Below are 26,574 nucleotides of genomic sequence, written 5' to 3'. Positions count from 1 at the left end.
ATAAAAGGGAAGTTTATTGAAGACAACCTGGGGGGCACATTTCAACTATTAAGAAGTCACAAAAACGCCAGTGATCAGAGTAAATTTGTCCAGGTGGGGAAACTGGCCTTTGCAGCAATACAGCCTGGCGAGGTGGCTGATGATAAAACAAAGCGGCTGGCGGTGGTTACTCCCGTTGGTTATGTTCCTTATTTAAGTATCAACCAGCTGAGAGGTGGAAGTGCAGATACTGCGAGAGCTGTCTATATCACCGATCCTGGAAGATTCGGATTATTTCGTTTGGACCCGACAGATACCTCCACGCCTGATGACAGCGCGATGGTACTGGTATATTCAACGAAAAGATTTAAACGTATAACGGATTATGTTACTCCGGAAATGTTTGGAGCGAAGGGAGATGGGGTTTCTGATGATAGGAGATCAATTCAGTCAGCTCTGAATTTCAATTCCCCGACTATACAATTTTCCGGAACATATTTAATTTCAGGGCCCTTAAATATACCAAGTGACAAGCGTTTAATTGGTCAAGAAAGTGTAATCACAGCACCCAGCGGGACATTTTTCACAGGCCTCAACATCAACGCCCAAAGGAATATATACGTAGAGGGGTTAAGAATACGAGCCAACGATGGTCAAGATGCTTTTGATTATGCCATACACATTAATGACTCAAAAAATATTGAAATAAACCGATGTCAAATATCCAACATTGGCAAAGAACCTGAGGGCCCCGAAAGTGGATTGGGAATTTACCTTTCTGGAAGTGTTAAAGCAAGCCCTTCGGGAAATTTTGGATGTGAAAATATTAAAATTACGAATAACATTATCACTAATATTAAAGGATATGGAAATGTTAGAGGAGATTTTGTCCTTGTAACAGGTTCGGATAATGTCATTATTGATAATAATTATTTTGATACTTGCAGGAGGCAAGGAATTGCTGTGGCTGATTATTCAACAAACATCAAAATCACAAACAATTCTATTTACAATACATACTTGGATGGAATTGATGTTGAACCTGATACTATATCAAATGTTGGCTTTATTACCATGCTTAACAACACCATCAAGAATTTTGGGTGTAAACCTGGTTCGACGATTGGGGTTCAATTTTATGGGATTGATTGCCATAAATTTCATTATAATGTTGACATAACAGGAAACACTATTATTGCAAAGAGCGCAAATGCTCTAGCGGGTATTAACTGCGAAAATGGCTCGGGTCAAATAAAAATTATCGGAAATACAATTGAAGGAAATAATTTATTAGCAAACGGAATAGTACTATATTCTGGATCTGGTGCTAGAGACCTTATTATTGCAAACAATGTGGTTAAGGGGTTTAAAATGAAAGGAATAGATGGGTTCTACAATGGATTTTTAACAATAACAGGCAATAGAGTTGAATCGGAGTTAGGGTATTTGGGAATTAAAAGTAATGAGTCTAAGACAATTGTAAGTGATAATTTTGTATCGCTATCGTTAGATTCGGCAAAAGTCCAGGGAATGGTTATGTATCAAACTGAGACAAAAAAGGTCCAAAATAATGTTGTCCAAGTAAAAAATGGCGACGCATATTCTTTTCTCGTTACCGGTGGATATCACAGTCCTGGATCAACCTTTTTTAATAATGCAGCTATCAATTTGGGATCAGGCAAAACAGGATATAAAATTGATATTAGTGGAAGTGCCCCTGGCTTTACATTTATGAACAACTATGCTGATGCTTCCTTTGTAGATAGAGCTCTTCCTGAACGATACGCGATAACAGCTGAGAACGGAACCTCTATCCCTGTAACCGGTTACTATGTCAAGGGCAGTACCGTAACAAATTTATCGCCAACCGCTGGGGGAAATGTAGGATGGATTTGCGTTGTTTCTGGATCCCCGGGCACCTGGAAAGCATTTGGAGCCATCGCACCATAAAAGACTTTGAGAGTTGTCGTAACTCAAAAAGCTTTCATGATATTATTAAATGGTCGACAGCCAGTGAGTCACTTTACGGTGCTGATCTGGCTGCGATCTGTGTTAGGGATTGTCATTGGGCTATGGAGTTTTTTTATTTTACTTTCAACCGGGCCCGTTTCAAACTTGCGATCAATTCCAAGCCGCGTTTAATGACAATATCCTTTTGCCTCTGGAAATCCATCATCAACATATAGCCATCACATTCAAAGTGACGTCCATACTTTAATTTTGGAATCACCTTTCCCATTCGGCCATTTGATCTGAGGACAGCTGTAGCACATTTCTTCCAAAGTTTCTTCAATTTTCGAGGTGTTATCTTTTCACCACCCCACAAATCAACCTTTTGATTTGGATCCTTTGGTTTTAATCTGGAATGTTTCTTACAATACCATTTCTTCCGGAAATCATAAGTATAAGCAGTTGGTTCCTTGCACTTGCAACACCTGGTTAAAGGCTCAAAAACAGTAGCTGAGTAGGAGCAATGTTTACAGTAGTCATATCCATCTGTTCTGTTCCGGCGCTCCATTTCATGGGTGCATGATTTAATTTTCTGATACTTGGCCCATGCTGCATCATCAGCCTCCTGTATCGTTTTACCCTCACCCCGGATAAAGCAATCAGGATTTTTTGGAAATACTTCAATGAAACAAGTGGAATAATTACCGGATTTCGAAATAACAAGACCTCCTGTGCCGCCCTGGACAAAACAATCCCATTCATGTAAGCTTTCGTACGGCTCACTAGTACCAAAACCTTTGGACATTTTAACTTGCATAATCTAATTTAAGATTTTGAATAATGACAATTGAGGGGCTCTATTAACTGAGCGGACTATTGGAGGGAAAACATTTGCTTAAAATCCGTGGCGTTTTCGATACCATCAATCTCACAAAGTATTTCAACCACGGCCATCAATCCATTATAGCGATCCTTCAAGATCTCATTGCTTGATTTGTTAGCCATTAAATCCCAGCTAATTTGAGTATTACTTTCGAAGGCATATTCTATTCGCATCATTTCTTCGATTGAATATTGGGTTGATTCAACCGTCTTTAAGAGGAATTCATGATCGAAGTATTTAATATTTACAGTCTGAATTCTTTCACTCGTAACAAATGCTTCTTTCCAGAAATCGACAGGTACATCTGTAATATTGTTCTGGTTAAAGCTATGAGCAACAATGCGCCCCAAAGCACATTTGCTGCATGATCCCTTAGTTAGTTCATCTTTAAAAAAGTCGCTTACTAATGAATCAACTGCGTTTTTAAATCTTGTTGTCATTGAAGTATAATTTTGTGTATAGGAAAAATTTGAAATGTGCAGTGGTTGAATTGATAAATGGTGGAAAATTACTTTCCGCCTCCTTCCAATTCCTCAATGTATTTGTCAACCCAGAAAATGATCTTCTTTTTCAACACAGCTTTGCGCCTGGTTAAGGCCTCAAGCCGGGGTTTCCTTACGTGTAGATCATTGATCGATCCGGTATTTAGAAAAGCATGCGCTTTGTTTACGGTGGTCAGTTCATCAACTGCGTCTTGCAGGACCAATTTTGCACTCATGATCTTTTAATTTCCATGTGAGACACTTTTAATAGCTCTTCAAAATTGATGTGTGGATTGAAAAGAATTATGTCATCCACTTTGAAGCCTTCCATAATTTCATGTTTAACAGCAGCTTCAAATGCGCAATACGCTGTTTTGACAATCTCGTCGTCGGTCATGAATTCGGATAAATACCATTTACGACCATACCAGGATTCAATGTTCCCGGTCTTTGTGCATGGGGCACTGTAAGCAACTTGCAGATAAATTCGGCCATCGATAATCAGCTGGTCTCTGGTTACGATCAGACTAAAATCTGTTCCAAAAATGGAAATAGATAACCGGTTGGTTATCGCAATTACGCGTTCTATCATATAAGAAACATTAATGAGGCGTTTTAGTAAGTTTAAGCCCTGGCGTGAGTGATAACTATGCGGGCTATACGCTATTTAAAAACCACCTGTTTGAACTGAGCAAGAATTGCAGATAATTGGATACTTTCCTTAATCTCCGGAAAACGCTCTCCGGTTACGGAGTCGTAAGGAATAGCCAGCACGCTTGCTTCTCCGTGAACAATAGAGAACACACAAACGAAATCATGATGAATGTCTCCGCCGGTCGGAAAGTCAACAGACATGAAAATTTCCTTTGCGTTATCTTTGACATACTTTCTCATCCTACGGTAGCAGGACAGCACATCACCTCCAAGAGCAAGAGCATTCAATTCAATCGATCCGTCAGCGCCTTCCGCATAAAGCTGAAATGGATAATGGCCATAAGACCCCGTATCTTCAATGGGATCAATTGCGACAAGCCGCTTTACAAATTCTTCCGTATTCATAAGTCATAAATTAAAAAGGTGCCGAAACATCCAATCGAAGCGAAGCCTTACCACGGGCATTGATTATCGATTATCAGTTTCAGCACCTTTTGAGTATATTTGATACTTATGTGCTAAATGGAATTGCCAATAAAAATTCGGTTGACAATGGGATTGTGGTTAATTCTTCGCTGAGACAAATTTATAATTAAAATAGTTGCAATGCAATTATTGAATAAAAATAGATGGAAAGTTTTTTGCCGGAAATTCCAAATTGTGCCTTGTTGAAGTCAAAAGCTAATTTTCCTCTCGGGGATATGCTTTTGGAAATGCAACGGCAATTTCCTCCTTTCAACTTTTATTATGACAAACCCGAAGGAATGAGCACAAATCATTATTTGATGTCCCGTAAACCGGTTCCTTTTAATTACTACTTCGAGTACGGGCAGATCAAGCGCTGGTTTCTTGATGTAATTAACCAGGCTCAGGAGTTTGTTAGGGCAGGGGAGATAGATAAAGGTATCTGGACTTACGAAACGCTTATTGAGCACCGTTATCCAAACTACAAGCCGTATGATTTGTTGATTAAGTTGTACAGAAAGCACAAAGACTTCGAAAATGAGCAGCGGATCCTGCACCACTCGATAAGTTTCTTTACTGATCTGAAGGAATCACAGAAAGAATATGTTATTTCATTGGCCATGGAGTATAATATGGAGTCGGTGGCTTTGGAATATATCAATGCTGGAAAGAAGATTCATTATTATGGCGGTGCATTTGTACTTTGGGATCCGGTATCCGTTTTATCCGTCTGGGAAAATAATCTAAGTATGTTAACGCAAAAGACAAATGAGTTTAACTGAAACATTAATAATTGGACAATCTGAGCTTGCTGAAATTTTACTTAACTCGGGCTTGGTTGAAACAACCAAGATTTCGGATTATAAGAGAGAATTTAAGAAGAGTAAAAGTTCAAACAAAAGTGTTTATTTTAATCACTCCAATACTAGAGTTGGCACATTAAGCGCCCATGACGAAAAAATAACGTTAACAATCTGCGATGTGAAATCTATTTTATTCTTTATTAATACAAGCAAAGCGGATTTCTCAAAAATAGTATATGGTGGAAACTTTCAATATGACAGCGTCGTCATGGGTATTGAGAGCGCTCGAAAGAAAATAAATTCATATGAGAATTTCCCTAAAATGAAGAGTCAGCGCGACAATTTAATACGAATTGTTGCCGTTTATGATGGCTGTTTTAAGGTAGAAATTTAACTAAAAAAGTGAACTGCTTACCTGTTCCGATTCGCTTCCGCTGTTTTTATTATTTGACACCTTTTACATAACGAAATCATGTTAGAGTAATCGAACCTATCACCACCATCTTCTAACTTAATAATGAATTCAACTGCCGAAGCCTCTGTTAATTTGCCTTTAATATGGCAAGTTTCACAACTTGGCTGTTGTCTTAACTTTTCTGGACGTAGCGTTCTTCTCCAAAGACTTGAGTTTTTAAATTTTTCAACTTCCAATTTGTTCATAGTCTTTTTTGTTACGATTTCGCGAATCCCTATATTTTGCACCCCGGCAAATATGACAACTGCAAGGAACCGAACTTGTTTTAAAACAATAGAATTTTCCATCGCCTAGTTTTAAGCCACGTAGTTGTAAGCGTTTTTTGAATTTTAATTGAGTCAATTCTTGTCGACGTCCTTTATTCATATTGCAACTTAGGAAGTTTTTATAGATCTGCAATGATTATTACGGTTTTCTGATCCAATTTACTTTTGACCTTTACCTGGCTGTAATCACGTTCTTTTATAATAGCGGGTTTATCATCCAAAATCACACCGGCCAGTACAATACTGTCAATCGTGATTTTTCCAGTAGCCACTAGGTTGTCATAATCGAGCTGCTGGCCGGCATGATATCGTATTAATTCAAGTCGAACCGGTCCGGGATGCCGATTTTTAGTCATCGATTTAACCCGCCAAACATAAGTGTCTCGCAGCTGATTCCGTTTTCGCCAATGCATGCGTAGTAGGCCGAATTTACCGTTGTTCCCTGGGATTATTCCAGGGAAAATTAATTCTGTGGTCAATTGAGTGTGTGGTTACGTTGAAAGGTATCAAATTCGACACTTTTGGATTTTATTCAAAATTTATACGCCTTCCAAGTCCTGGCATGTCTTTTCGATGATCTCAATGTTTGGTTCCTCTGCAATCTCTTCCACAAACATCATTTTGTATTTCTTTCCATCATGCTCTTCGATTACGAAGGTTCCGAGTACAGGGTTTGGTCTTGGTTGGTTCATATCTTTACCGGTTATAGAGTCCTTTGTGCAAAAAGCGAGGTGATAAAGTATTTACGTTTCATGCTTCACGATCCGTTCTACTATACAGCAACTCATTTAATTCATACACCCACTCTTCTTTCACCAGCTTCCCCGATTTCAAGTACTGAGAAATAGTTTCCATTAATACGGATATTCTCTGTTCTTCCCAGATCTTGCGTGGCATGATTCCGAGAGGTGGCCTTTCACTGGATCCAGAAGATTTATTTGATCCTGAAATAGCTTTGATTTTCCTGAATGACACTGCTAGGGCTTCGGCTGTTTCCTGGCTGCACCCCATAACGTCACCAACTGTCGTATTGAGATTACTGAACGGTTTGTACTTTTTATCGTCAGCAATCACGTTTTCAATGATATTTTTAATGCTACTTATCAATTCGGGATGTTTCTCAGCGAACTCCTTTTTGACAATTAAACCGTATTCCTTTTGGTCGTTAGCAGAAGATTGTCCAGAATTTTCCAAATAAGCTTTTGAAGCATATAAGGGATACTTGGGTAGTATTATCCAATCAGGCGAGTATTTGGGGTTGTCGATACTGGCCATGACAATATCTCCATTGAATAGTTTCACACCGAAAAAATCGCCATCACAAACCCTGCTGTGATCTGAGACTATTTTGAAATAACTGCCTCTTTTTAACCCTAGTCTAGGATTCCTGATGAATCTATTTAGAGCCGAAACTGTCACATCAGCCACTTTCATTTCTTCTGGAATTATAGGATCATTAAGTCCCGAATCAGTTAAAGACGCTTCCATACCCTTTGATGATGCAAATTCGAGAGAATCAAATTCTACTCCGGGAATAGTCATTGACTCAAAAGCATGTTTTAGAACAGATGATTTTATCGACTTGGATTCAATTAATCCTTTGACCTGATCAACTGGGCATCCATGAATCTTTGAGATGTATTTAAAAACAGGAATACCCATGGATGCTATGTCTTTAATATAGCCTATCGTAAGAGTTTCTTCTGACATCAATCTGTAATAGGCACGAACTAAACTTTCGTAGTTACAACCCGTTCCAGCCCAAATGTCGTTTAAAACCCGTATTTCTGTGGCGGTGAATTTCATACTCATACCATTTTAAATCTAATTATCCCCGGCGCTATTACCGGGGACAGGCTGCTGATTGAAGTGTATGCCTCACTGGCGGTTATTTTTTATTGAAATATTACAGGGGTTTTCCCGTCTGTAATGATCACTTTGTTTTTTGAATTTCGGATTGCTTCAATCCATTGTTGCGTAAGCACTTCTTTTGTTAAGCCAGCTGACTGCACTTGATTTGTCTGCGCATCAATTCGTGCCTTTTCCAGCAGCATCTTGGAAGTTTCAAGTTGATTTTTAACCTGATTGGCTTGCTGAACGGCATTATTTCGATTCTCGATCGCCTTCGCCATTGAAGCCGGCGGCGTCAAACCAGAGGTAAGCGTATTTAACTGAAAGTATTTTTCTGAGAATTTTGATTTCAATTCGAGTTCTACGTCTGCCTCGAATTGACCAAGGTTATTCATTAAGCTGTCGGTTGTATATAATCTGGCTTTGTCTCGAAATGTGTTGGTGACAATTTTGTTCAACACACTGGATTCAATACTATTAAAGAATTCATCACCGGTTCCGAGGTGTTTGTATGACAGAATAATACTTGGTCCTTTTCCTCTGACTGCTTGATAGGTATATGAAGGATCAATGGTGAAAATTCCGGCATCTTTGGCCGAAACTCGTACAGGTTCGCAATCACCTTTGTCTTCAAACATGGGTACCTGGTACAATTCAGATCCGAGTCCAAGCGGTCCCTGCGCACCCGTTACTGTCTTGAAGCTTTCAATTCCATTTCTACCGTAATCGGTCATTAAAACACCTTCGAAGTTTGGTTCAGGCCTGTTACAGGAAAAAATAATTATCGATAAAATTGCGATGGGGAAAACTCTAATTGATTTCATTTGAAATACTGTTTATATGGGAAAGTGATTAAAAATACGAGTTGAAGAAGCGTAGGAATTAAAAACAGAAATGGATAATCGGAGCGAAATAAGTAGACTGACATTAAAATCAATAGGATGTTTCCGACTGTAAATAGCAATCCTTTCAATAATAGTTTTGAGTTCATGCGTTTGATTTAAATGGTCATTTGTTTACGTATTTCCTGCAAAACCTGAATCAGGACATCAACAGATTCAACTCTTCCAAATTGAATTTGAACGCCAGTACCAGTCACTTTCTGAATTTTGTCTTTGTCGTATTCAAAACCCTTATCCAAACCCCATTCTTCTATCGGTTTTTCATGCGATTGCCATAGAAGCATAGCTGGAACTGGGTTTGAGTTTTCATCGACACAGTTTGCAACGGCAATGTCTCCAGTGCCCATTTGGACAATGGTTCCGAAAAAAGTGTCATTCTGAACATTTTGAAGGATGGGCATATTTTGGAGAATTTAGTTGCATTTCAATAACCGGGAATGCCTGAGTTTGTCACACATTCCCGGTGGAGTTTTCATCGATAGGACCTCAATTTCATCCAGGCTAAGGGCGTCTGTATTATTTCCCTACACTATGACCGGGTAAACGTCCTGATGATCTTTATTCCGTATTACTAACTCCCTTCGTCGTCTGGTATGGTTGTAGAAGGAGTGGGAATCGAACCACACTATGACAGGTATTTATGAGCGCTATTTTATTTCCTGTCGTACCACCTCTCGGGGCGGAGTCCATTGCCTTCTGATTAACCGGTCTTTCCCGGCTGTCACAGGTTCAATCTCTTTTTATGTGCCTTTCCCTGTCGTCATAGGCTTCTTCATGTGGGATCGATAGGATTCGAGCCTATTCAACCGAAGTAGCAGATTTACAGTCTGCCGCGCCTCTCCAACTGCGCCGCGCTCCCTTGCTATTGGTCTTTCCCGACTGTCAGTCTTTAACTTAATGCCCTTTTATGCTTACGATCCGCTCGGGCACTCCAGCATTCATCACCTCTTTTAAAACCCGTTTCTCTATTTTCGGCCCAGTTGTTAGCTGTATATGTTGGCCCGTAGGAAAAGAAACGCCTTATTAAGTCCTTATTCGATCAAGACATCGACCGTGTACCTAGCGGATTCCCCTGTTGTTAGAACAGAACTATTCTTTTTTGTAAATGGAGACGTACCTCAGTTCGGCACTCGCAACCATTTCTGGATGACTTTCTTTCAGCTCTTGAATCCGGCAATAGGCTTCCGCTCCGATTAGGCTAAACACTTGCTTTTCCTTGGGCTGATCTTTGTTTTTTTCGATCTGCCATTGACTTTCATGGTCAAGAAGCATCCTCAAACCAGCATAGATTGAAAAGAATCCTTCTTCCAGATTTGATTCGATATTAAAAAGTACTTGATCTTCCATATAGCTTTTAAATGAAGAAACCCGAATCACTTTGTGAGAGGATGATCCGGGTTCAGGTGGAATTTCCATTCCATAGAATGGGTATTAATGCCTCTCACAACAACAATACCTATTTTTCGTCGCGGAAGCCAGACTCGAACTGGCGACCTTGAGGTTATGAGTCTCACGAGCTACCATCTGCTCTATTCCGCAATTGAATAAGCAAATGTAATATTAAAAATAATTGCAATGCAACTAAATTATAATATTATTTTTAAATTTGTGAATGGCAGAAAATTTAGTGCTGGATATACCGTTCGACGAACCAGACGGTTCTAACATCGCATATGATTACAGTCCGGGTGCACATCATGCAGCAATCGAGTTTGGCAGGTTCATTCCTGGGAGGTTTGGCAATTGTGCCTATTTTCCACTTGTAGGGAAAGCGGAAATCGTACCGCCTGTAATTAACTTTTTTCAGGATTTTACATTTATGATCTGGCTGATGGCCGAGCCTTATAACGGATATCCGACTAAAACTTTTGCGCAGTTTAAATTCCTGGGGGAGGAGAATTTTAAAAGAATTACCATTAACAGCCGGCTTGCCAACTGGACTCATTTGACAATCACGCAGGGAAGCTCACTTCTTGCATTATATATGAATGGAAGTAAGGTAGGGGAGGTTTTCCATGATTCAGGTCTGCCGCCAACGGGTTTTTCCATTTTAAATGACTCGCCCCACAGCACCGGGGGATTCTGTTACCTGGACGGCGGTAAAATTATTCAGGGGGCGGCAATTCCTCCGGAGGAAATCATTGACATCATTCAAAACACACTACAACCCGTGAATTTTTCAGTAAACAACATAAATTTCAAAGATTTTGGCGTCACTGTCGACGGCATGGAAGGGGTCCTGGATATGCCGGACCGTAAGGATCCGCTAACGATGGATTGGGAAGATTACCATGGCGAAGTGGTTGATCTTTTAAAACCCGTATGGGGCGTCCGACTCATTGAGCTCAGCTGCTGGATAAAAGGCATTGGCAAAGACGATTTTACAGCAAAATGGTTTGAGTTCAAAAGTCACTTTGAACAACCAGGTACTGTCAGGGTTCAAATTGATGCTGGCTCGAAACCGCTTTTGTTCGAAGTTTACCACCGCGAACGATTGAGAAATGTTAAAGGAAAATGGAGGGATGGTACAAATTACGCTCGCTTCACTTTAAAGCTTCGCGAACCAGAACCAGTTAAAAGAGTGCTGAAAGTTTCTGGTAATACGTGTTCAATTACCCTTACCAGTCGGAAAATCGTGAGCGTCTACTGGGGAGACGGGAGCCGGACCATGAACGTTTACGGCACGAACAAAACCGTTTCTCATAACTATGGATCATCGGGTGAATATTACGTGATTGTCGCAGGTGTCATTGAAGATATTACGAATTTTTCATCCAATGCAATTGTCGTTTGGGATAAAATTTAAATTACTTCGGGACAACAAGTGATATAACGAAAAGAATAAATCCAATTGCACATCCCCAAATACTATAGAGAATTACTGAATCGTTCCAGCTTCCATTGCCAATTACTTCAGTAAATGCATAGATACCTATGAACCAGCTAATGAAACCGAATACTACTGAAAATATCATTAATCTGTATTTCTTAGACATGGGTTAGAGGTTGACGAGGGAATGATGTAAAGTTAATAAAAACACACTATGCCTGAAATTATTGAATTTATAAAACCCGATACCGGGCTGATTCCCTTGTTTCAACGAGAGCCGGTTGTCAGTGTTACCAAAGCAGAGCAGATACAAGACCTGTTGGGGCAAGATGTCATACAATTAACTGTCGAATCTGTTGAACGACTAGAATTAAATATAGGTGGGAAGATTGTTGTTTTCGGTAAACAATATTCTTTAAACCAACTTCCAACGGGCGATAAGAAAGGGGAGAGGCGTTTTATTTATGAGCTGACGCTTGAAGGGAGCCAGTATGATTTACGAAAACCGGTATATTTCAATACAGATGTTACAGGTTTTAACACCTCTTCGGATTTTCCGATGACAGGTGATATCGAAATGTTTGTCGATGTATTGATCAATAATGCAAATCGAGTATTTGGAGCTGGGACCTGGTTAAAGGGTATTGTTCCGAGTACCGGCGTTAAGACTATTCCTTTCAATGAAAATAATTGTCTTGCTGCACTCCAGCAATTTTGCAAAGAGTTTGAACAGGAATTTGATATTGTTCAGGTTGGGAGTACCCGCATCCTTAATATAAAGAATGCGGGAGAAGTTTTGGGCCATATTTATGAATTTGGTCGTGGTTACGGCCTTTATGCATTGAAACGACAAACCGTAACCGATGCCGATATCATCACCAGGCTTTATCCATACGGAGCGAACAAAAACATTCCGGCCAATTACCGAAATTTCTCGCAAAGGTTAAAGATTCCAGATCCGGGATATCTTGAAGACGCAGCGGCCAAGGCTGCTTTCGGGATCATCGAAGCTACGCGCGTTTACGAAGATATTTACCCAAGACGAACTGGAACCGTTTCTTCCGTTGGAGGACTTTTAACGTTTTCTGATGCGTCGATGAATTTTGATCTGAATGAGACTGGGTCGGGTGGAACAAAGTATTTGCTTTCGGGAACTTCCGCAAAGATTCATTTCAACACGGGCAACCTCGCGGGATATGAGTTTGAACTTACAAAATATGTTCACTCGACAAAAACATTTACAATCATTCAGTATCAGGATGAACGCGGGTTGCTAATACCAAATGCGGATAGTATTGCATTTCAAATGCAAGTCGGGGATCAGTATGTGATTCTGGATATCAACTTGCCAGATTCTTACGTTCAGACTGCGGAAGCTAAATTGAGAGCTCAGGCCCAGCTGTGGCTGGACCAGAACAAAGCGCCCCGGGTACAATACTCACTCGAAATTGATGAAATGTATTTGAAAACACTTCATCCGGAAGATTCTATCGTCAATGTGTTTTCGATTGGTGACTACATTCAGATAAAGGATGATGATCTGAATATTGACAAATCCAGCCGTGTTATTTCACTCAGACGGGATATTCTGCGACCATATAAATATTCATTGACGATCGATGATACTTACCAGGTGTCCATCATTCAGAACATCATCGAAAGCCAGAAGGAAGTAAGGACGATCATCAAGACAGGAAATTTGAAGGATCCTAACCGGCTTCGGATGGGCTGGATGACAACGCAGGAATTGCTTAGGAAGATTTTTGATACAGATGGATATTTTGACGGCGGCAAGATAAAACCAGAATCGATTGAAACGCTTGCATTGGTTGTCGGCGCCAAATCTCAACAGTTCATACTTCAAAATATTGTTTTTCAGCCCAATTATGAGGGGTTGAAAAATGTTGTGGCCGTTAGTAGTGGGTATCTGGTTCACTATGCCATCGCTGAAACAGTCAAGACCTGGTCGATTGAAGAAACATTAGTGACGATTCCTGATGATCAGTTCCGGTACATCTACGCTAAGGTATCCAAGTCGAACCAGGATGAAGGATACATGATTTTCAGCACGCAGCAAATTCTTCCGGATCAGGATCCAGCTTATTATCATTTTTTGGTCGGGAACCTGCACACAGTTATTGATGGTGTGCGATGGATTAGTTTGACTTATGGTGCGACTGCGATTAATGGAAGGTTTATCAAAACGGGCAGGATCCAATCATTCGATGGCCAAACTTATTTTGATCTCGATCTGGGTGAAATTGGCGGTTATATCCGGTTCAGAGATTCAAACGGTAATTACAGGGATCTGTCAGATATTGGCGCCGATACCTTAAGCTTTTACAAGGCCACCATCATCAATGAACCTGATTCATATATTAATGGTAAAGTAACGGCCTGGTTTCAGGCTACCGCACCTGACACCTGGCCGTCTGGTGAAAATGATCTGCATGAAGGTGATACATGGTTTAAGTCGAATACTGGTAGTGTTTGGCGGTTTACCGCTGGCGATTGGCTGCCTGAGTCCGAACCACCCATAATTAAATCTTACACCAGTACTTACGCCCGAATTGGAAATAATAAGGCAATTCAAGTGTTCACGGCCGAGCCGGTTGCTCCTTATACTGATATGGATTTGTGGATGTCTCCTGAGGGACTTCGTCGTTCGATTAAAGATAAAGTGATGGGTCAGCCGTTTGACGTGAACGACTGGGTTGAACCTTTTAATTTCGATAATACAGAAACGGCGATAAATGCAGGAGTTCTAACCTCCGGAATAATTCAACTGGCGGGTGATAATCATTCAGTACTTGCTGGAATTTCTGGAAAAGGAACAACGGATGAATCTGTTAGGTTCTGGGCGGGCGCATCTACAATTAATAGAGATACTGCACCATTTAGAGTCTTACAGTCTGGTGAATTGTTTGCCAGAAAACGAATTGAAGTTGAAGGTGTAGATTCGTCGGAGCCATCAGGATATAAAGGGCAGGCCGGGTTAGCTGGCAGTGAGACAGAAGATAAAACGGGCGTGCGAATCTATGCTGGTTCAAATTGGGAGGGCAAGGAAACTGCTCCGTTTAGGGTTGATGGAGGGGGATTCATGAGAGCTACAAAAGGTCGGATTGCAGGTCTGACTATAGAAGGTCAATCATTAACAAATAGAAATGAGGATGGTACATTTGTTCAGGACGCTCAGATAATTTTCAGAGACGACCCGAAGGATGTAGGTTTATATTTAGGGACTAATGTTCTGCCAGCGACGGCGGGTTCAATGAGTTCATTAGCAAGGTATGAAAATAACGAGATTAAGGACATTGAAGGTCCACCAGGAGAACCTCCCATTAAAATAGGCACTAATATAGGGGCTATCTTCGAAGCCTCAGGAGCTAGAGATAACTACGCAATTCAAGCAAATATAGGCGCGACTCTTATAGGAGAGTTTCTGCATAACGGAGATAAGACAATCGAAATAGATGGTGTGTCAGGCAACGCATATTACGTCGACCCGACCAAATACAACCTAATTATCGTAAAGGTAAACTCCCCAGGTGTATTTATAACACTTGTTAAGGAATATGGCCCCCCGGGATCGACATACGCTAACCCGCTCCAAAACGGAAATGAGATAACCATCTTGCCTGTTAATAATCAGCATGGAGTGAGATTATGGCGAAGTCTCAGGCCGGTAAACAGCTCTGACCTACTTATGCAGGGGGGAGAAATGGTGACCGTGAAATATTATAATGGTGCGTGGTACACCAAATCTAGATTCGATAGCGATTATTAATATGAAGAAACTAAAATTAGGTGTAGCCGACAGAATTAATTTAGAATCTCTGATGCCTGCCACTGGTGGACGGGTAACCATGTCCTTGGTCAGATCGATGCTTTCCTCCATTTCATTTACTCCTGAGGAGATCCGAGATTACAAATTGCAGGACTTAAAAAACGGAGCAATTAAGTGGGACATTGAAACTGAAAAACAAATTGAATTCGAATTTTCAGACGAACAGATTGAAATTCTTAAACAGGGAATTAACGCAGTTGACGAAAAGGGTAGTGTGACGCTCGCAATGCTTTCATTAATTGATAAAATTGAAAAATAGAATATTTGATTTTATGACAGAGTCAATTTGTTGTATTACGAAAATTTGTCCTCAAATAATGGGAAAACAGCTATAAAAGGGTGTAACTTCCTTGAGGAAAACATACTGATTTAATTTAATATTGTGAAATGGATACATTAAAATTCAACTATATAAATTAATTGCAAATTACTGTTGCTTAATATAATAAAAAATGAAATCTGAAATTTCTTGCACTTATAAAAGTGATAATTATCCTTATTCATTGTATGTTACAATACCAAAGAGGAGAGATATTAATTCATATTCAGAAGAATTATGGGCTCAATGGGGGACTTTCACGCTTCTTTCAGAAAATAGTCCTGAAAAGTTTGATGAATCAGAGTTTAAGATCAATTTAAACCTGAGAATATACTTTTCTGAAAAAATGAATTCTAGGGTGCTAGTCACGAGTACGTTGAAGCCAAACGATTTTAGCGCGATTCCTGAATCTCAAATGATTAAGTTTGGGCCTTTGAAAAGTATTACAAGTCATGCCGCAACAAATGATATAAATGTAATTCAGGAAATTTTGGCAAACGGTTACAGAATCGAATAGATAGCATATTTTGTGGAAAATGCCCGCCAACTGGTGGGCATTTATTTTAATCAAAAATATTGCTCATTGCTTCATCGAGAGAGTCTTTATCAAAAGAAGACATATATTTTTCGGTAGTTACCACTGAACTGTGTCCAAGCATATTTTTAATGTCATACATGGTTATTTTCTCAGATTTCTTCATTGAGCGCCTGGCTTTGTCTGCAAATGAATGCCTTGAAGTGTGAAATGTAATCGGCTTTTGTAATTTGATTTTATCTGATAATACTTTCAAATTATTGTTGATCTGTGACGTTTTTGAAGTCAAAGCTTTGAAGAGCTCTTCTTTTTCGTCAAAATTCATTTTACTTTTTTCTTCATAAGTTTTAAAGGATGCGTAATGTGCTTTATTGTCAAGAACTGGAAAAATGTAATCGTTTTTTTTGATGTTCACAGACTTATAAAGACTTAATATTCTCAAAGCAGCTTTATTAAGGGAAATGCTTTTTTTGTGACCAGTTTTATTCATTTCGTATTCTAGCCGCCCGTCGGAGGTAATATTTACCCATCTTAACTGGATTAAATCAGCGACTCTTATACCAGCATTGTAATAAGAAAAGAGATACATATTCCTCGTGTGGAATGGCCAGTTTTTATCCCTATCAGTATTCAATTCAAGCTCTTCGAGTTTTTTAATCTGTTCGTCATTAAGCCGTTGTTTAGTTGCAGCTTTCTCAGGGAGTGGGTCATGGGCACGGAATGGATCTTTATCAATCAACTCTGTTCTAAGGGCTGGAATTAGTGCATTATGAATTTTTTTCATAATGTTGTTAATGGTCACATTGGATAATTTCTTTTCGATCAAAGAAATTTTAAACCGGTGTACATGATCAGGTGTAATTGATTGAAGCGGCAAGACCTCACCAACAAAAACTTGAAATCTTGTAAGCATCGACTTTGAGCTTTTATAATGTATGTACGACTTTTCAATTTTAAGATTTTCGAGTACTTCATTAAAATAAGTTTTTACAGAAATCAACTGCTCGTCCACCGGACCGGAATCCAGTCTTTGTAAAACAGACTGACCATCTTTTTTTAAAATCTCTGCCTTTTCTTTGTAACTATTAATTAAATCTTCCAGATCTGCATTATATTTTACAGATTTGGGATTAGAACTACGTATCCATCGTCCCCATTTAGCCTGGGGATTAAACTGATCTTTGGCAATCTGAATTTGAGTTTTGATCCTTTTTAGTTTTCGGTTTTCTGTTGCCCGAATATAAATTGTCCATAAACCGGATTTATTCGCTCTTTGACTTAATTCTATATTGTATGAAACCATATTTCTGCTGAAACATTTGCTGAAACAAATTAGGTATTTTACTTCTTTTTAGATCTTTTCAATATCAAATATACGATATTGTAGGGATCAAAAGTTCGTTTCGGCCGGAAACAGCAAGAAGAGGAAGAAATACAGGTATACCGCTACGTCCTACGAAATTGAAAAAGCGTTGCAAAACCCAGGTTTTGCAACGCTTTTTTGTTGTTCAACTATACTTGTTCCGGATTTCACAAGCCGTAAATTTGAAGTTAACCGAATGCCTTTACCGATTTTGGACAGCTTCTTTGAATAGCATGAATTTTTTAAGCTTTGCATAGTAAATTTACTGTCATGAACAGACCAGGTCCTGATGCGTTAAGAGATTTCTTTCGCTCTGACGTTTTTAATGCCAATGATGCCCCCGATTTTGAAAAGGCAATTGCAGCATTTTACCGGAGATTTGACCCGGAATTCGATGCGTGGAGATACAATGAAATTGGCATTCGGGTAAACCGGATTGTGCGCGAGCCGTATATTATTGAAGAACAAAATGCGCAGGATGCGGGAGTCAGGCAAGTGAACACACGCGAAAACATTACAACCATTTACTTCTGTTTTATTCAAAAACCGGAGATGGAGTTATCTTTTATTTTGTGGGGAGATATCGAAGAGAAACCTTTTTTCTCGTATTCAAAAGACGAATTAATCGATTTTTTCAAATTCAGGTTCCGCCGTTTCAGCGAATTTTTGATTCGTTAAAACGAAGGGTGATATTTTTTTATGTGCAATCTGTTCATCATCACCTCTTTCGTTATCAAACCGAAAAAAAAAGGCTTTTTCATTTTGGAATGATAATGACTTGATGTAGGACCAGAAGCATCAAATTATTATTCCTAATTGATTTATTGTTATTTTTGTGGACGTTATCCTTTTCGTATAGAGCGCGTTATATACAATGGCAGACAATAAAACGGTTCATCTGGCCGACGATGATGAAGATGACAGGCAATTAATGAAGGAGGCGTTCGAAGAAGCGAATCCCGAAGTGAAGGTTGTTGAATCTGAAAATGGAAGGGAGTTGATCGACAGCATGAAGAATTCTGATGACCTGTCAGAGTCAGTGGTTGTGGTGGATATGAATATGCCTACAATGAATGGTCTGGAAGCTGTGGCTGCCATAAAAGCGGATCCGGAACTGGCGGCAGTACCCACGGTGATGCTAACAACCTCTGATAACCCGGACCTGATTCGGAAGGCCAAAGAAGCAGGCGTAGATGATTTTGTGACTAAACCGAATTCCTTCCGGGGCCTGATTGATATTGCTAAAAGGATCTTGACAAGATTTTTTTCAAAGCTTTCCTGAAATGGTTATATCACCCTTTCAGGGTTATGACCCGAATGTTTACCGCATTTTCTACAATAATATCATCCCTTCGGGATTATTTATAAGTTTTGACGACTTCATGGTTAAAATCCCGTTCTTCCAAAACATGACGATGAAATTTGTTTATTAGGCCTCTTTAATATAGCACCAAAGTAGCCTGGTGGCATACTACCGGCGCATCAGGCTTTTATAAAACTTAAAAAAGGCCGGAAGCCAACGCCGTTTATCTGCGTATTGACTTCCGGAAATGGTATGGGTTAATGCAGTACACACCAGTCCTGTGCGAGCATGTCAGATTGAGAGGCTTGCCAACCATTTAACACTTCACCGGTCGCGGTCCATAAACACATGAAGGGGAGAAACTCGATGTTTTTTTCCTGATTGATAAGAAAGGATTTAACTGATTCAGGCAAGGATTTTACCTTGGGTATGAAATCCTGGGTAAGTGTGCTGCCCGGACTCATAAAGATGAACATCCCATTTTCGTCCCATACTTCACGGCTGACACGTGCGCCTGCCTTTAATGTTACGAGAGCACTTCCAAAACTTAATCCTGCTTTCATTGTTGACTAATTAAAAGGTTAAAAAATTGAATGATTTCCATCCAAAGTTTTATAAGAAATCGCTCAGAACCTGACAAAACGAACAAAAAGAATTTTAAGCGGGATCCTGGATAAATGTATCGCGTGCCGATCTTCATCGGAAGTGAAGGGTTAATTTTAATCAACAGGGAAGGGGCACATGGTACATGCTCGGCGAAAAGCCTGTATATGTATTGTATGAGCTAGTTGATTGTGTCACTTAGCTAAACAAAGAAGCCGATTTTGATTGCTCAAAACCGGCTTCTTTCTTATTGATCGTCAACGGACCTTATAGGGATCTCTTCACTTCACGTAATTCGAAACTTTCGATAATGTCGCCAACTTCTATGTCATTGTAGTTTTTAATACTCAAACCACATTCATAACCATTTCTAACTTCCTGAACATCATCTTTGTAACGTTTCAGCGAGTCGATTTCACCCGTTAGAAGTACAATACCGTCACGAACGATACGAATCTTATTGCTTCGTTTCACGAAACCATCCGTAACATAGCAACCTGCAATCGTACCGATACGGCTGATTTTGAACACTTCACGAATCTCGATATTACCCGTGATAATCTCTTCGATCGTCGGTGCAAGCATACCTGTCATCGCATCCTTAATCTCATCAATCGCGCTGTAAATTACAGAGTAGTGACGAATCTCGATTTGATCCTGTTCTGCCATTTTCTTCGCATTGGAAGAAGGACGAACCTGGAATCCAACGATGATCGCATCCGCAGCAATGGCAAGGTTAACATCTGATTCGGAAATCTGACCAACTGCTTTGTGGATGATATTAACCTGAACCTCATTGGTTGAAAGTTGCAATAACGAATCCGAAAGTGCTTCCACAGATCCATCCACGTCACCTTTAATGATCAGGTTAAGCTCACGGAAGCTACCAATCGCCTTACGACGGCCAATTTCTTCCAGTGTAATATGCTTACGTGTACGAATTGTCTGTTCACGCTGAATCTGCTCACGTTTCACAGCGATGTCACGTGCATCACGTTCGTTTTCAAAAACATTGAAACGGTCACCCGCCTGTGGTGCTCCATTCAAACCGAGTAGCTGAACGGGCATCGAAGGACCGGCTGTTTTAAGCTTACGACCTAAATAATCGGTCATTGCTTTTACTTTACCAAAATGCGCACCTGCTAAAACCACGTCACCCACTTTCAGAGTTCCTGTTTCAACAAGGATCGTTGTAACGTATCCACGTCCCTTATCCAAAGATGCTTCAACAACACTACCGATCGCACGACGGTTCGGATTTGCTTTCAGTTCTAGTAATTCTGCTTCCAGAAGCACTTTTTCCAAAAGAAGATCGATACCTAAACCGGATTTCGAAGATATTTCCTGAGTCTGGTATTTACCACCCCATTCTTCTACCAATATATTCATGTTGGCAAGTTCCTCACGTATTTTTTCCGTGTTGGCACCCGCTTTATCTACCTTACTAAATGCGAATACAATAGGTACACCTGCAACTTGTGAGTGATTAATCGCCTCACGTGTTTGTGGCATGATACTATCATCCGCCGCAATTACAATAATGACAACGTCGGTAACTTTTGCTCCACGGGCACGCATCGCTGTAAAGGCTTCGTGGCCCGGTGTATCAAGGAATGTAACCTGTTTGCCTGTTTTTGTTTTTACGCTATATGCACCAATGTGCTGGGTGATACCACCTGCTTCACCACTGGCAACGTTTTCCTGACGAATGTAATCCAGAAGCGATGTTTTACCGTGGTCAACGTGACCCATGATCGTTACGATCGGAGCTCTTTCAACCAGGCTTTCTTCAGAATCAACTTCTTCAACAACGTCGTTTTGAACTTCTTCTTCTGCTGAGATAAAGGCAACTTCGAACCCGAATTCATCAGCGATAAAGGTGATGGCTTCGGCATCCAAACGCTGGTTGATCGAAACGAACATACCCATGCTCATACAAACCGAAATAACTTCCTGAACGGTAACTTCCATCAAAGAAGCCAGGTCATTTGCCGAAACGAATTCCGTTACGCGAAGTACTTTTGTTTCTTCAGTTCCATCGGCGTTCGGATCATTCTGATCTGCGCGGTCACGACGGCGAAGTCCTTTTCCACGGGTTGCAGTACGGCTGTTTCCTCCACCCATACGCGCCATTGTGGCCTTGATATTGTCAGAAACCTCTTTGTCAGAAACTTCTTCTCTTTTTCCGCCTCTTCGGGTGTTGCTGCGTCCTTTGTTTGCAGCTCCTCCACTTCCGGTGCTGGTGTTACCTGTTGTTCCGGCAGTAGGCGTAGTGCCTGTTGTTCCGGCTGCTGGTCTTGTATTGCCAGTATTTGTATTACCTGTATTGGCCGTTCTAGGAGCATTCTGATTTGGTGCTCCGTTTGGCGTTCTGGATCTGTTGTTATCTCTGTCTCTGTTATGCGTAGTACCAGGAGCTGTTGTTGTCCCTGTTGCTGGCGTAGTTGCAGGAGCACCAGGCGTGGCTGGTCTTACTTCAACACCATCACGAATACGTTTTCTCTTGCGACGGCGTTTTTTATCGGATGCCGAATCGCTTGAGGCTACCGGGTCTTTCTTTTTGATCCGGTCGGAAGGCAGTTCAATTTTCCCAATTACCCGAAGACCACGAAGCTGCTCACCGCGTGCTTCAATCAATTCGGATTCGTTGGATTCTGGTGTTGCAGGGCTGCTTTCAGCAACTGGCTTGTTTTCAGCAACAGGAGGTATTGTTTCTTTTACGGGAGTTTCCACCGGTTTTGACTCTTCTTTTAGAGTAGGCGGCTTCACTTCGGCAACGGGTTGTACCGGGGCCACAGGTTCCGGTTTTTCAACTACTACCTCTTTTTCAGCAACTAGCTCTTTCTTTGGTTGTTCGATAATTGTATTTTCAACAGGCGGTGTTACAACCGGCTGTGGTTCTTGCTTCACTTCCTGCTGTACTTTGACAGGCTCCACTTCCTTCACCTCGGCTTTTGGCTCTGATGTTACTACGGGCTGTGGTATTTCTGGCTTAACCTCTTTCACTACTTCCTGAACAGGTTCTGGTTTTGGAGTCGCAACCGGTCTTTTTGCATCAAGATCGATTTTTCCAACCACTTTAATACCCGGAAGTCGGTTTTCCAAAGCAGGCGTATTTGATTCTGCTTTTTCTTCTACCTGAGGCTTTTCTTCAATAGGTTTAGAGGGCGAATTACGGAAATACAAAATTCCGTCAACGTCACTTTTCAGTTTTTCTTCCTTCGCTTCGGCTGCCGGTTCCGAAGAAGTACTTTTCGGAGACCATGAAGCTTTAAGATCGTCAGATTTGAAGTCTTTCGCAAGGAAATCAATTTGATCCGAATTAATTTTGGTATTGGGGTTACTTTCCACCTTGTACCCTTTGGCAGACAGGTGATCCACGATCGTAGTAATGCCTACGTTCAGGATCCTTGCCACTTGGCTTAGGCGCATCATTTTATCTTCTGCCATATTAGCAATTTGTAGAAAAAAGTTTTTGCATCCGTGGAAATATAAACACTATGTCAATACCTCCACATATTCTTGTAATTATTCAAACTCTTTGCGAAGGATATCCAGAATATCTTCAACGGTGTTTTCTTCTAAATCAGTCCGTCGAACAAGTTCCTCTTTATTAAGCGCTAAAACACTCTTAGCGGTATCCAATCCTATTTTGTGCAACTCACTGATCATCCATGCGTCGATTTCATCCGAGAATTCAGAAAGATCCACATCTTCGTCATTCTGTTCTTCGATATCACGGAATACATCAATTTCCATTCCAACCAGTCTGCCAGCCAGTTTGATGTTCTGACCACCTTTACCGATAGCCAGAGAAACCTGATCCGGTTTCAGGAAAACGGATACACGTTTTGCCTCACGGTCAATCTGCATTGAACTTACTTTGGCAGGGCTTAACGCACGGCTGATAAGCAGTTCCAGATTTTCCGTATAATTGATCACGTCAATATTTTCATTCCCTAACTCACGCACGATGGAGTGAATCCGCGAACCTTTCATACCCACGCAGGCACCCACCGGGTCAATGCGGTCATCGTATGATTCAACGGCTACTTTCGCACGCTCACCCGGCTCACGAACGACGCGTCTTACAGAGATAATTCCATCGTAAATTTCAGGAATCTCCACTTCAAACAAGCGTTCAAGGAAAACAGGAGAGGTTCTGGACAAAGTGATTCTCGGTGTTCCGTTATTCATTTCCACTTTATGGATCACTGATTTAACAGATTCACCTTTACGGAAACGGTCTTTCGAAATTTGTTCAGTACGTGGAAGGGAAAGTTCATTTCCTTCACTGTCCATGATAATCACCTCGTGACGAAGCGTCTGGTATACCTCGCCTGTAATCATTTCGCCAACCTGATCCTTGTACTTTTCGTACATGATCTCCTTTTCCATATCTTTAATTTTCTGGATCAGGGTTTGGCGTGCTGTTTGTACAAGGCGACGACCGAATTCAACCAATTTCACTTCTTCCGCAACTTCCTCGCCGACTTCAAAGTCATTCTGAATCTTACGCGCTTCGGCCAGAGGTATTTTATTGTAATCCCAGATATCTTCGGAATTGTCGTCAACAATTTCACGTGTGCGCCACATTTCGAGGTCACCGCTCTCCGGGTTAATGATTACATCAAAATTATCATCAGTGCCGTACTTTTTACGAATCATTGTACGAAATACTTCTTCCAAAACGCTGATCATCGTTGGACGATCAATGTTTTTTGAGCTGGCAAACTCCGCAAATGACTCAATTAATATTCCGCTATCCATTGTAATGCTTAAGAATATTTGCTGATACTAAGTTATACATAATATATAATTTCCTGCAAATCAGATTGAAATGATAATCCGATCTATAAGTTTTTAAACGAGATTTCAACAAGTGCCTTCGAGATCTGATCCACGGGGATCTCACGTTTCAGCGATGCTTCATCTACCGGTACTTTCGATTTTTTCTTGGGCTCTGGTAATTGCAGCGTTATCTCATTTTCTTTTGCTTCCGTCAACTGACCCGAAATTACTTCGCCTGTTTTTAAAGTAACCTTCAAATTTCTTCCAAGGTTTTTTAAATACTGGCGTAGAAGAACCAGTGGCTGATCTAAACCAGGGGATGAAACTTCCAGTGTATATGCGTCAGTGAAAATTTCCTGTTCTTCCAGTTGTTTCGCAAGTCTGCGGCTGATGGACGTACATTCCTGAATGGTAATACCTTCGTCCTTGTCGACGAGAATAGTTACTTTCTGGCTCACTTTGGAAGCCTTTATCTGAATATCCACCAGAAAATAATTGCCTTCTTCCAAAAACGGAGCCAGCAAAACTTCCAAATGTTCTTTTATTGTCATGTAAGATGTACTACAAATAAAAAAGGGGATTAAATACCCCCCTCAATCAACCGATCAAACTCGAATTATTATGCAAATGTAAAACTTTTTTATGATTTGTACAAACTCTTGAAGAAGTGTTCTTTATTCGAAGTGTTCATCTATTTTTGTGGAAGGATTGAAATCATAGCGCATTGTGAAAGGATTGAAAGGTTTTTTTTGGCTTTTGTTTAAGTGTTTCGGGGCTTATAGTTTGCTGGTGTACGCTTTAACGTATTGGGTGCCTACACCGCATTGGGTCGCTGGTTTTTTGATGATGTCTCTTCCGGTCACTGTTCTCGTCAGCTTATTCTTTTTTGTGTTCTGGATTTTTATTGATCCTAAGAAATCGCTTGTACCCTTGTTCCTGATTTGTCTGGGCAGTATTTTTATGTCGCGGACTTATCAGTTTGGCTCTGATAAACGGTCCGCTGAAAAATCAGGGAAAACATTTAGTTTACTTAATTACAATGTATATGGCTTTTGGATTACGCCTTCCCATACCAAAAAGGATGACGTTAAAACAAATGAAATGAAACAATGGCTGGTAGATCAAAATGCCGATATCCTCTGCATGCCGGAGTTTAACAACGAAGAATACAAACGGGCATTCCAGACGACGGAATATTTAAAAAAGGCCGGGTATAAATACCATAATTTCCTGAAAAACAAAACAATGAAAGAGGGTGCCAGCTATCAGACGCTGGCCATATTCTCGAAATTTCCGATCATTTCACACCGTGAAAAGCCCACAGAACAACAAAATGGCCTGATGTATGCCGATGTTCTTATTGGGAAAGATACGGTACGAATCATTGCAGTGCATCTTTATTCCATGTCTTTAAGGCTGTCTACACTCGTGAGACAGAAGGAAATGGCTGGGATTAAGCGGGAGACCAAAGGGACATTTGCCAGGATGAAAAACGGGTTTACGTCGAGGATTTTGGAAGTACAACTACTGGAAGAATGGATTAAGGAATCGCCGTATCCGGTTATCGTCTGCGGGGATTTTAACGAGACACCTTACAGTTATTTCTATGGGAAAACCAGGCAATTGTTAAACAATGCTTTTGAAGATAAGGGAGAGGGGTTTGGTTTTACCTACAATAAAATCCCCTGGTTTATCCGGATCGATAACCAGTTTTATAACGATAAGAAGTTAACACTCTATGATTTTAAAACCTGGAATAATATTAAATACTCTGATCACAATCCAAGTATCGGAACGTATTCAGTTAAGCGTGAGTAGTAAAAGGAAGCAATAACCAGAAATAGATTATCATAAAAAAGCTGCATATCCCCCTTGGGATATGCAGCTTTTTTATGATAACAGGAAATCAATTTAATGGGGATAAGCGATATCGAGACTGTCAAGCTCCTTAACTGAAACCGAAGGTGGGAAAACACCCTTTTCCAGTTTACTAATGACGAGCTCACCTACTGAGAGAGCCTGCTGTTCTGTTTTAAACCCGCTATTGCCTGGCAATCCGGGAATAACTCTTTGCTCGATGATCGCCACGGTATCCTGATAAATGCGGTAGCCCCAGGTGCTGTCTACGGGAATCGCGGATACCTTGTAATTGCGAAGACCTTCGCTGTTAGCATTTTCTTTCTTCGCATGACACGATGAAATGAAAATTGTTACGGCGAAGGTCCATATGCAAATCAGAGCAATTCTGAAATGTATTGATTTTTTAATCACTT

The 26,574-nt window shown here is 40.5% G+C and carries 29 protein-coding genes and 2 tRNA genes; 11 read left to right on the top strand and 20 right to left on the bottom strand.

The annotated features are described in order from the left end of the window. Positions 1–1,929: right-handed parallel beta-helix repeat-containing protein (locus RB622_RS24685; RefSeq protein WP_308049415.1), on the top strand; the 1,929-nt coding region annotated here is incomplete at its 5' end. Positions 1,930–2,062: 133 nt separating this feature from the next. On the opposite strand, the gene RB622_RS24680 is transcribed toward RB622_RS24685, so the two are convergent. The 5 genes from RB622_RS24680 to RB622_RS24660 all read right to left on the bottom strand — a co-directional run bounded on the left by RB622_RS24680 (position 2,063) and on the right by RB622_RS24660 (position 4,353). Then, positions 2,063–2,746, bottom strand: a complete 684-nt coding sequence (locus RB622_RS24680) for a hypothetical protein (protein ID WP_308049414.1) — start codon at positions 2,744–2,746, stop codon at positions 2,063–2,065. A gap of 56 nt (positions 2,747–2,802) precedes the next feature. Beyond that, positions 2,803–3,252, bottom strand: coding sequence for a hypothetical protein (locus RB622_RS24675; protein ID WP_308049413.1), 450 nt, complete (start codon positions 3,250–3,252; stop codon positions 2,803–2,805). 68 nt (positions 3,253–3,320) lie between these two features. After that, complete coding sequence (locus tag RB622_RS24670) at positions 3,321–3,530, bottom strand: hypothetical protein (protein WP_308049412.1); 210 nt, start codon at positions 3,528–3,530, stop codon at positions 3,321–3,323. Then, the gene (locus tag RB622_RS24665; RefSeq protein ID WP_308049411.1) at positions 3,527–3,886 is read right to left on the bottom strand and encodes a hypothetical protein; all 360 of its coding nucleotides are present in this window, start codon (positions 3,884–3,886) and stop codon (positions 3,527–3,529) included. Before RB622_RS24665 ends, RB622_RS24670 begins: the two co-directional genes overlap by 4 nt. Before the next feature lie 71 nt (positions 3,887–3,957). After that, on the bottom strand, positions 3,958–4,353 hold the full coding sequence (locus tag RB622_RS24660) for a hypothetical protein (RefSeq protein ID WP_308049410.1): 396 nt from the start codon (positions 4,351–4,353) through the stop codon (positions 3,958–3,960). 359 nt (positions 4,354–4,712) lie between these two features. On the opposite strand from RB622_RS24660, the gene RB622_RS24655 reads away from it, so the two are divergent. Then, positions 4,713–5,195: a hypothetical protein gene (locus RB622_RS24655; protein ID WP_308049409.1), complete on the top strand. Its 483-nt coding sequence runs from the start codon at positions 4,713–4,715 to the stop codon at positions 5,193–5,195. Next, the gene (locus RB622_RS24650; RefSeq protein WP_308049408.1) at positions 5,182–5,610 is read left to right on the top strand and encodes a hypothetical protein; all 429 of its coding nucleotides are present in this window, start codon (positions 5,182–5,184) and stop codon (positions 5,608–5,610) included. Before RB622_RS24655 ends, RB622_RS24650 begins: the two co-directional genes overlap by 14 nt. A gap of 17 nt (positions 5,611–5,627) precedes the next feature. On the opposite strand, the gene RB622_RS24645 is transcribed toward RB622_RS24650, so the two are convergent. From RB622_RS24645 to RB622_RS24605, 9 genes are all read right to left on the bottom strand, one after another. Continuing rightward, the gene (locus tag RB622_RS24645) at positions 5,628–5,978 is read right to left on the bottom strand and encodes an HNH endonuclease signature motif containing protein (protein ID WP_308049407.1); all 351 of its coding nucleotides are present in this window, start codon (positions 5,976–5,978) and stop codon (positions 5,628–5,630) included. Positions 5,979–6,076: 98 nt separating this feature from the next. Then, positions 6,077–6,313 carry a hypothetical protein gene (locus RB622_RS24640; RefSeq protein ID WP_308049406.1) on the bottom strand — a complete coding sequence of 79 codons (237 nt, stop codon included), beginning with the start codon at positions 6,311–6,313 and terminating at the stop codon, positions 6,077–6,079. A 183-nt stretch (positions 6,314–6,496) separates the two neighbouring features. After that, a complete protein-coding gene (locus RB622_RS24635) occupies positions 6,497–6,649 on the bottom strand; it encodes a hypothetical protein (protein ID WP_308049405.1) in 153 nt (50 codons plus the stop codon). A gap of 58 nt (positions 6,650–6,707) precedes the next feature. After that, positions 6,708–7,763 carry a hypothetical protein gene (locus RB622_RS24630; RefSeq protein WP_308049404.1) on the bottom strand — a complete coding sequence of 352 codons (1,056 nt, stop codon included), beginning with the start codon at positions 7,761–7,763 and terminating at the stop codon, positions 6,708–6,710. A gap of 89 nt (positions 7,764–7,852) precedes the next feature. Next, a complete protein-coding gene (locus tag RB622_RS24625) occupies positions 7,853–8,632 on the bottom strand; it encodes an SPFH domain-containing protein (protein ID WP_308049403.1) in 780 nt (259 codons plus the stop codon). 176 nt (positions 8,633–8,808) lie between these two features. Beyond that, positions 8,809–9,111: a hypothetical protein gene (locus RB622_RS24620; protein ID WP_308049402.1), complete on the bottom strand. Its 303-nt coding sequence runs from the start codon at positions 9,109–9,111 to the stop codon at positions 8,809–8,811. Between the two features lie 376 nt (positions 9,112–9,487). After that, a tRNA-Tyr gene (locus RB622_RS24615) sits at positions 9,488–9,569 on the bottom strand. Positions 9,570–9,799: 230 nt separating this feature from the next. Beyond that, on the bottom strand, positions 9,800–10,057 hold the full coding sequence (locus RB622_RS24610; RefSeq protein WP_308049401.1) for a hypothetical protein: 258 nt from the start codon (positions 10,055–10,057) through the stop codon (positions 9,800–9,802). 119 nt (positions 10,058–10,176) lie between these two features. Beyond that, positions 10,177–10,249, bottom strand: a tRNA-Met gene (locus tag RB622_RS24605). A 73-nt stretch (positions 10,250–10,322) separates the two neighbouring features. Here RB622_RS24605 and RB622_RS24600 point away from each other — a divergent pair. The 4 genes from RB622_RS24600 to RB622_RS24585 all read left to right on the top strand — a co-directional run bounded on the left by RB622_RS24600 (position 10,323) and on the right by RB622_RS24585 (position 16,223). Continuing rightward, positions 10,323–11,516: a hypothetical protein gene (locus RB622_RS24600; protein ID WP_308049400.1), complete on the top strand. Its 1,194-nt coding sequence runs from the start codon at positions 10,323–10,325 to the stop codon at positions 11,514–11,516. Between the two features lie 238 nt (positions 11,517–11,754). Continuing rightward, positions 11,755–15,327, top strand: a complete 3,573-nt coding sequence (locus RB622_RS24595; RefSeq protein WP_308049399.1) for a hypothetical protein — start codon at positions 11,755–11,757, stop codon at positions 15,325–15,327. A 1-nt stretch (position 15,328) separates the two neighbouring features. Next, complete coding sequence (locus RB622_RS24590; protein ID WP_308049398.1) at positions 15,329–15,646, top strand: hypothetical protein; 318 nt, start codon at positions 15,329–15,331, stop codon at positions 15,644–15,646. Between the two features lie 193 nt (positions 15,647–15,839). Then, complete coding sequence (locus RB622_RS24585) at positions 15,840–16,223, top strand: hypothetical protein (RefSeq protein WP_308049397.1); 384 nt, start codon at positions 15,840–15,842, stop codon at positions 16,221–16,223. Positions 16,224–16,269: 46 nt separating this feature from the next. Here RB622_RS24585 and RB622_RS24580 read toward each other — a convergent pair whose 3' ends face one another. Continuing rightward, positions 16,270–17,544: a tyrosine-type recombinase/integrase gene (locus tag RB622_RS24580; RefSeq protein WP_308049396.1), complete on the bottom strand. Its 1,275-nt coding sequence runs from the start codon at positions 17,542–17,544 to the stop codon at positions 16,270–16,272. Positions 17,545–17,874: 330 nt separating this feature from the next. Here RB622_RS24580 and RB622_RS24575 point away from each other — a divergent pair, with 330 nt between their 5' ends. The 3 genes from RB622_RS24575 to RB622_RS24565 all read left to right on the top strand — a co-directional run bounded on the left by RB622_RS24575 (position 17,875) and on the right by RB622_RS24565 (position 19,037). After that, on the top strand, positions 17,875–18,282 hold the full coding sequence (locus tag RB622_RS24575; RefSeq protein WP_308049395.1) for a hypothetical protein: 408 nt from the start codon (positions 17,875–17,877) through the stop codon (positions 18,280–18,282). A 196-nt stretch (positions 18,283–18,478) separates the two neighbouring features. Next, positions 18,479–18,886, top strand: a complete 408-nt coding sequence (locus RB622_RS24570) for a response regulator (protein ID WP_308049394.1) — start codon at positions 18,479–18,481, stop codon at positions 18,884–18,886. Between the two features lies 1 nt (position 18,887). Beyond that, positions 18,888–19,037, top strand: coding sequence for a hypothetical protein (locus RB622_RS24565; protein WP_308049393.1), 150 nt, complete (start codon positions 18,888–18,890; stop codon positions 19,035–19,037). 127 nt (positions 19,038–19,164) lie between these two features. Here the strand turns inward: RB622_RS24565 and RB622_RS24560 are convergent, their stop codons facing one another. The 4 genes from RB622_RS24560 to rimP form a co-directional block, all read right to left on the bottom strand. Next, positions 19,165–19,470, bottom strand: a complete 306-nt coding sequence (locus RB622_RS24560; RefSeq protein ID WP_308049392.1) for a DUF2829 domain-containing protein — start codon at positions 19,468–19,470, stop codon at positions 19,165–19,167. A 307-nt stretch (positions 19,471–19,777) separates the two neighbouring features. Continuing rightward, positions 19,778–22,960: a translation initiation factor IF-2 gene (gene infB, locus RB622_RS24555; protein WP_308049391.1), complete on the bottom strand. Its 3,183-nt coding sequence runs from the start codon at positions 22,958–22,960 to the stop codon at positions 19,778–19,780. 78 nt (positions 22,961–23,038) lie between these two features. After that, entirely contained in the window at positions 23,039–24,280 is a 1,242-nt protein-coding gene (nusA, locus tag RB622_RS24550; protein ID WP_308049390.1) for a transcription termination factor NusA, read from the bottom strand. An 83-nt stretch (positions 24,281–24,363) separates the two neighbouring features. After that, positions 24,364–24,852, bottom strand: a complete 489-nt coding sequence (rimP, locus tag RB622_RS24545) for a ribosome maturation factor RimP (RefSeq protein ID WP_308049389.1) — start codon at positions 24,850–24,852, stop codon at positions 24,364–24,366. Between the two features lie 175 nt (positions 24,853–25,027). Here rimP and RB622_RS24540 point away from each other — a divergent pair, with 175 nt between their 5' ends. After that, the gene (locus RB622_RS24540; protein ID WP_308049388.1) at positions 25,028–26,119 is read left to right on the top strand and encodes an endonuclease/exonuclease/phosphatase family protein; all 1,092 of its coding nucleotides are present in this window, start codon (positions 25,028–25,030) and stop codon (positions 26,117–26,119) included. A 93-nt stretch (positions 26,120–26,212) separates the two neighbouring features. On the opposite strand, the gene RB622_RS24535 is transcribed toward RB622_RS24540, so the two are convergent. Further along, positions 26,213–26,572 carry a DUF4907 domain-containing protein gene (locus tag RB622_RS24535; protein ID WP_308049387.1) on the bottom strand — a complete coding sequence of 120 codons (360 nt, stop codon included), beginning with the start codon at positions 26,570–26,572 and terminating at the stop codon, positions 26,213–26,215. Positions 26,573–26,574 lie beyond the last annotated feature (2 nt).

Origin of the sequence: Dyadobacter sp. LHD-138 (assembly GCF_030929615.1) — a bacterium.
Lineage (GTDB): Bacteria > Bacteroidota > Bacteroidia > Cytophagales > Spirosomataceae > Dyadobacter.
The sequence above is the reverse complement of the archived record's forward strand: the minus strand, read 5'-3'. Positions and strand labels throughout refer to the sequence as shown.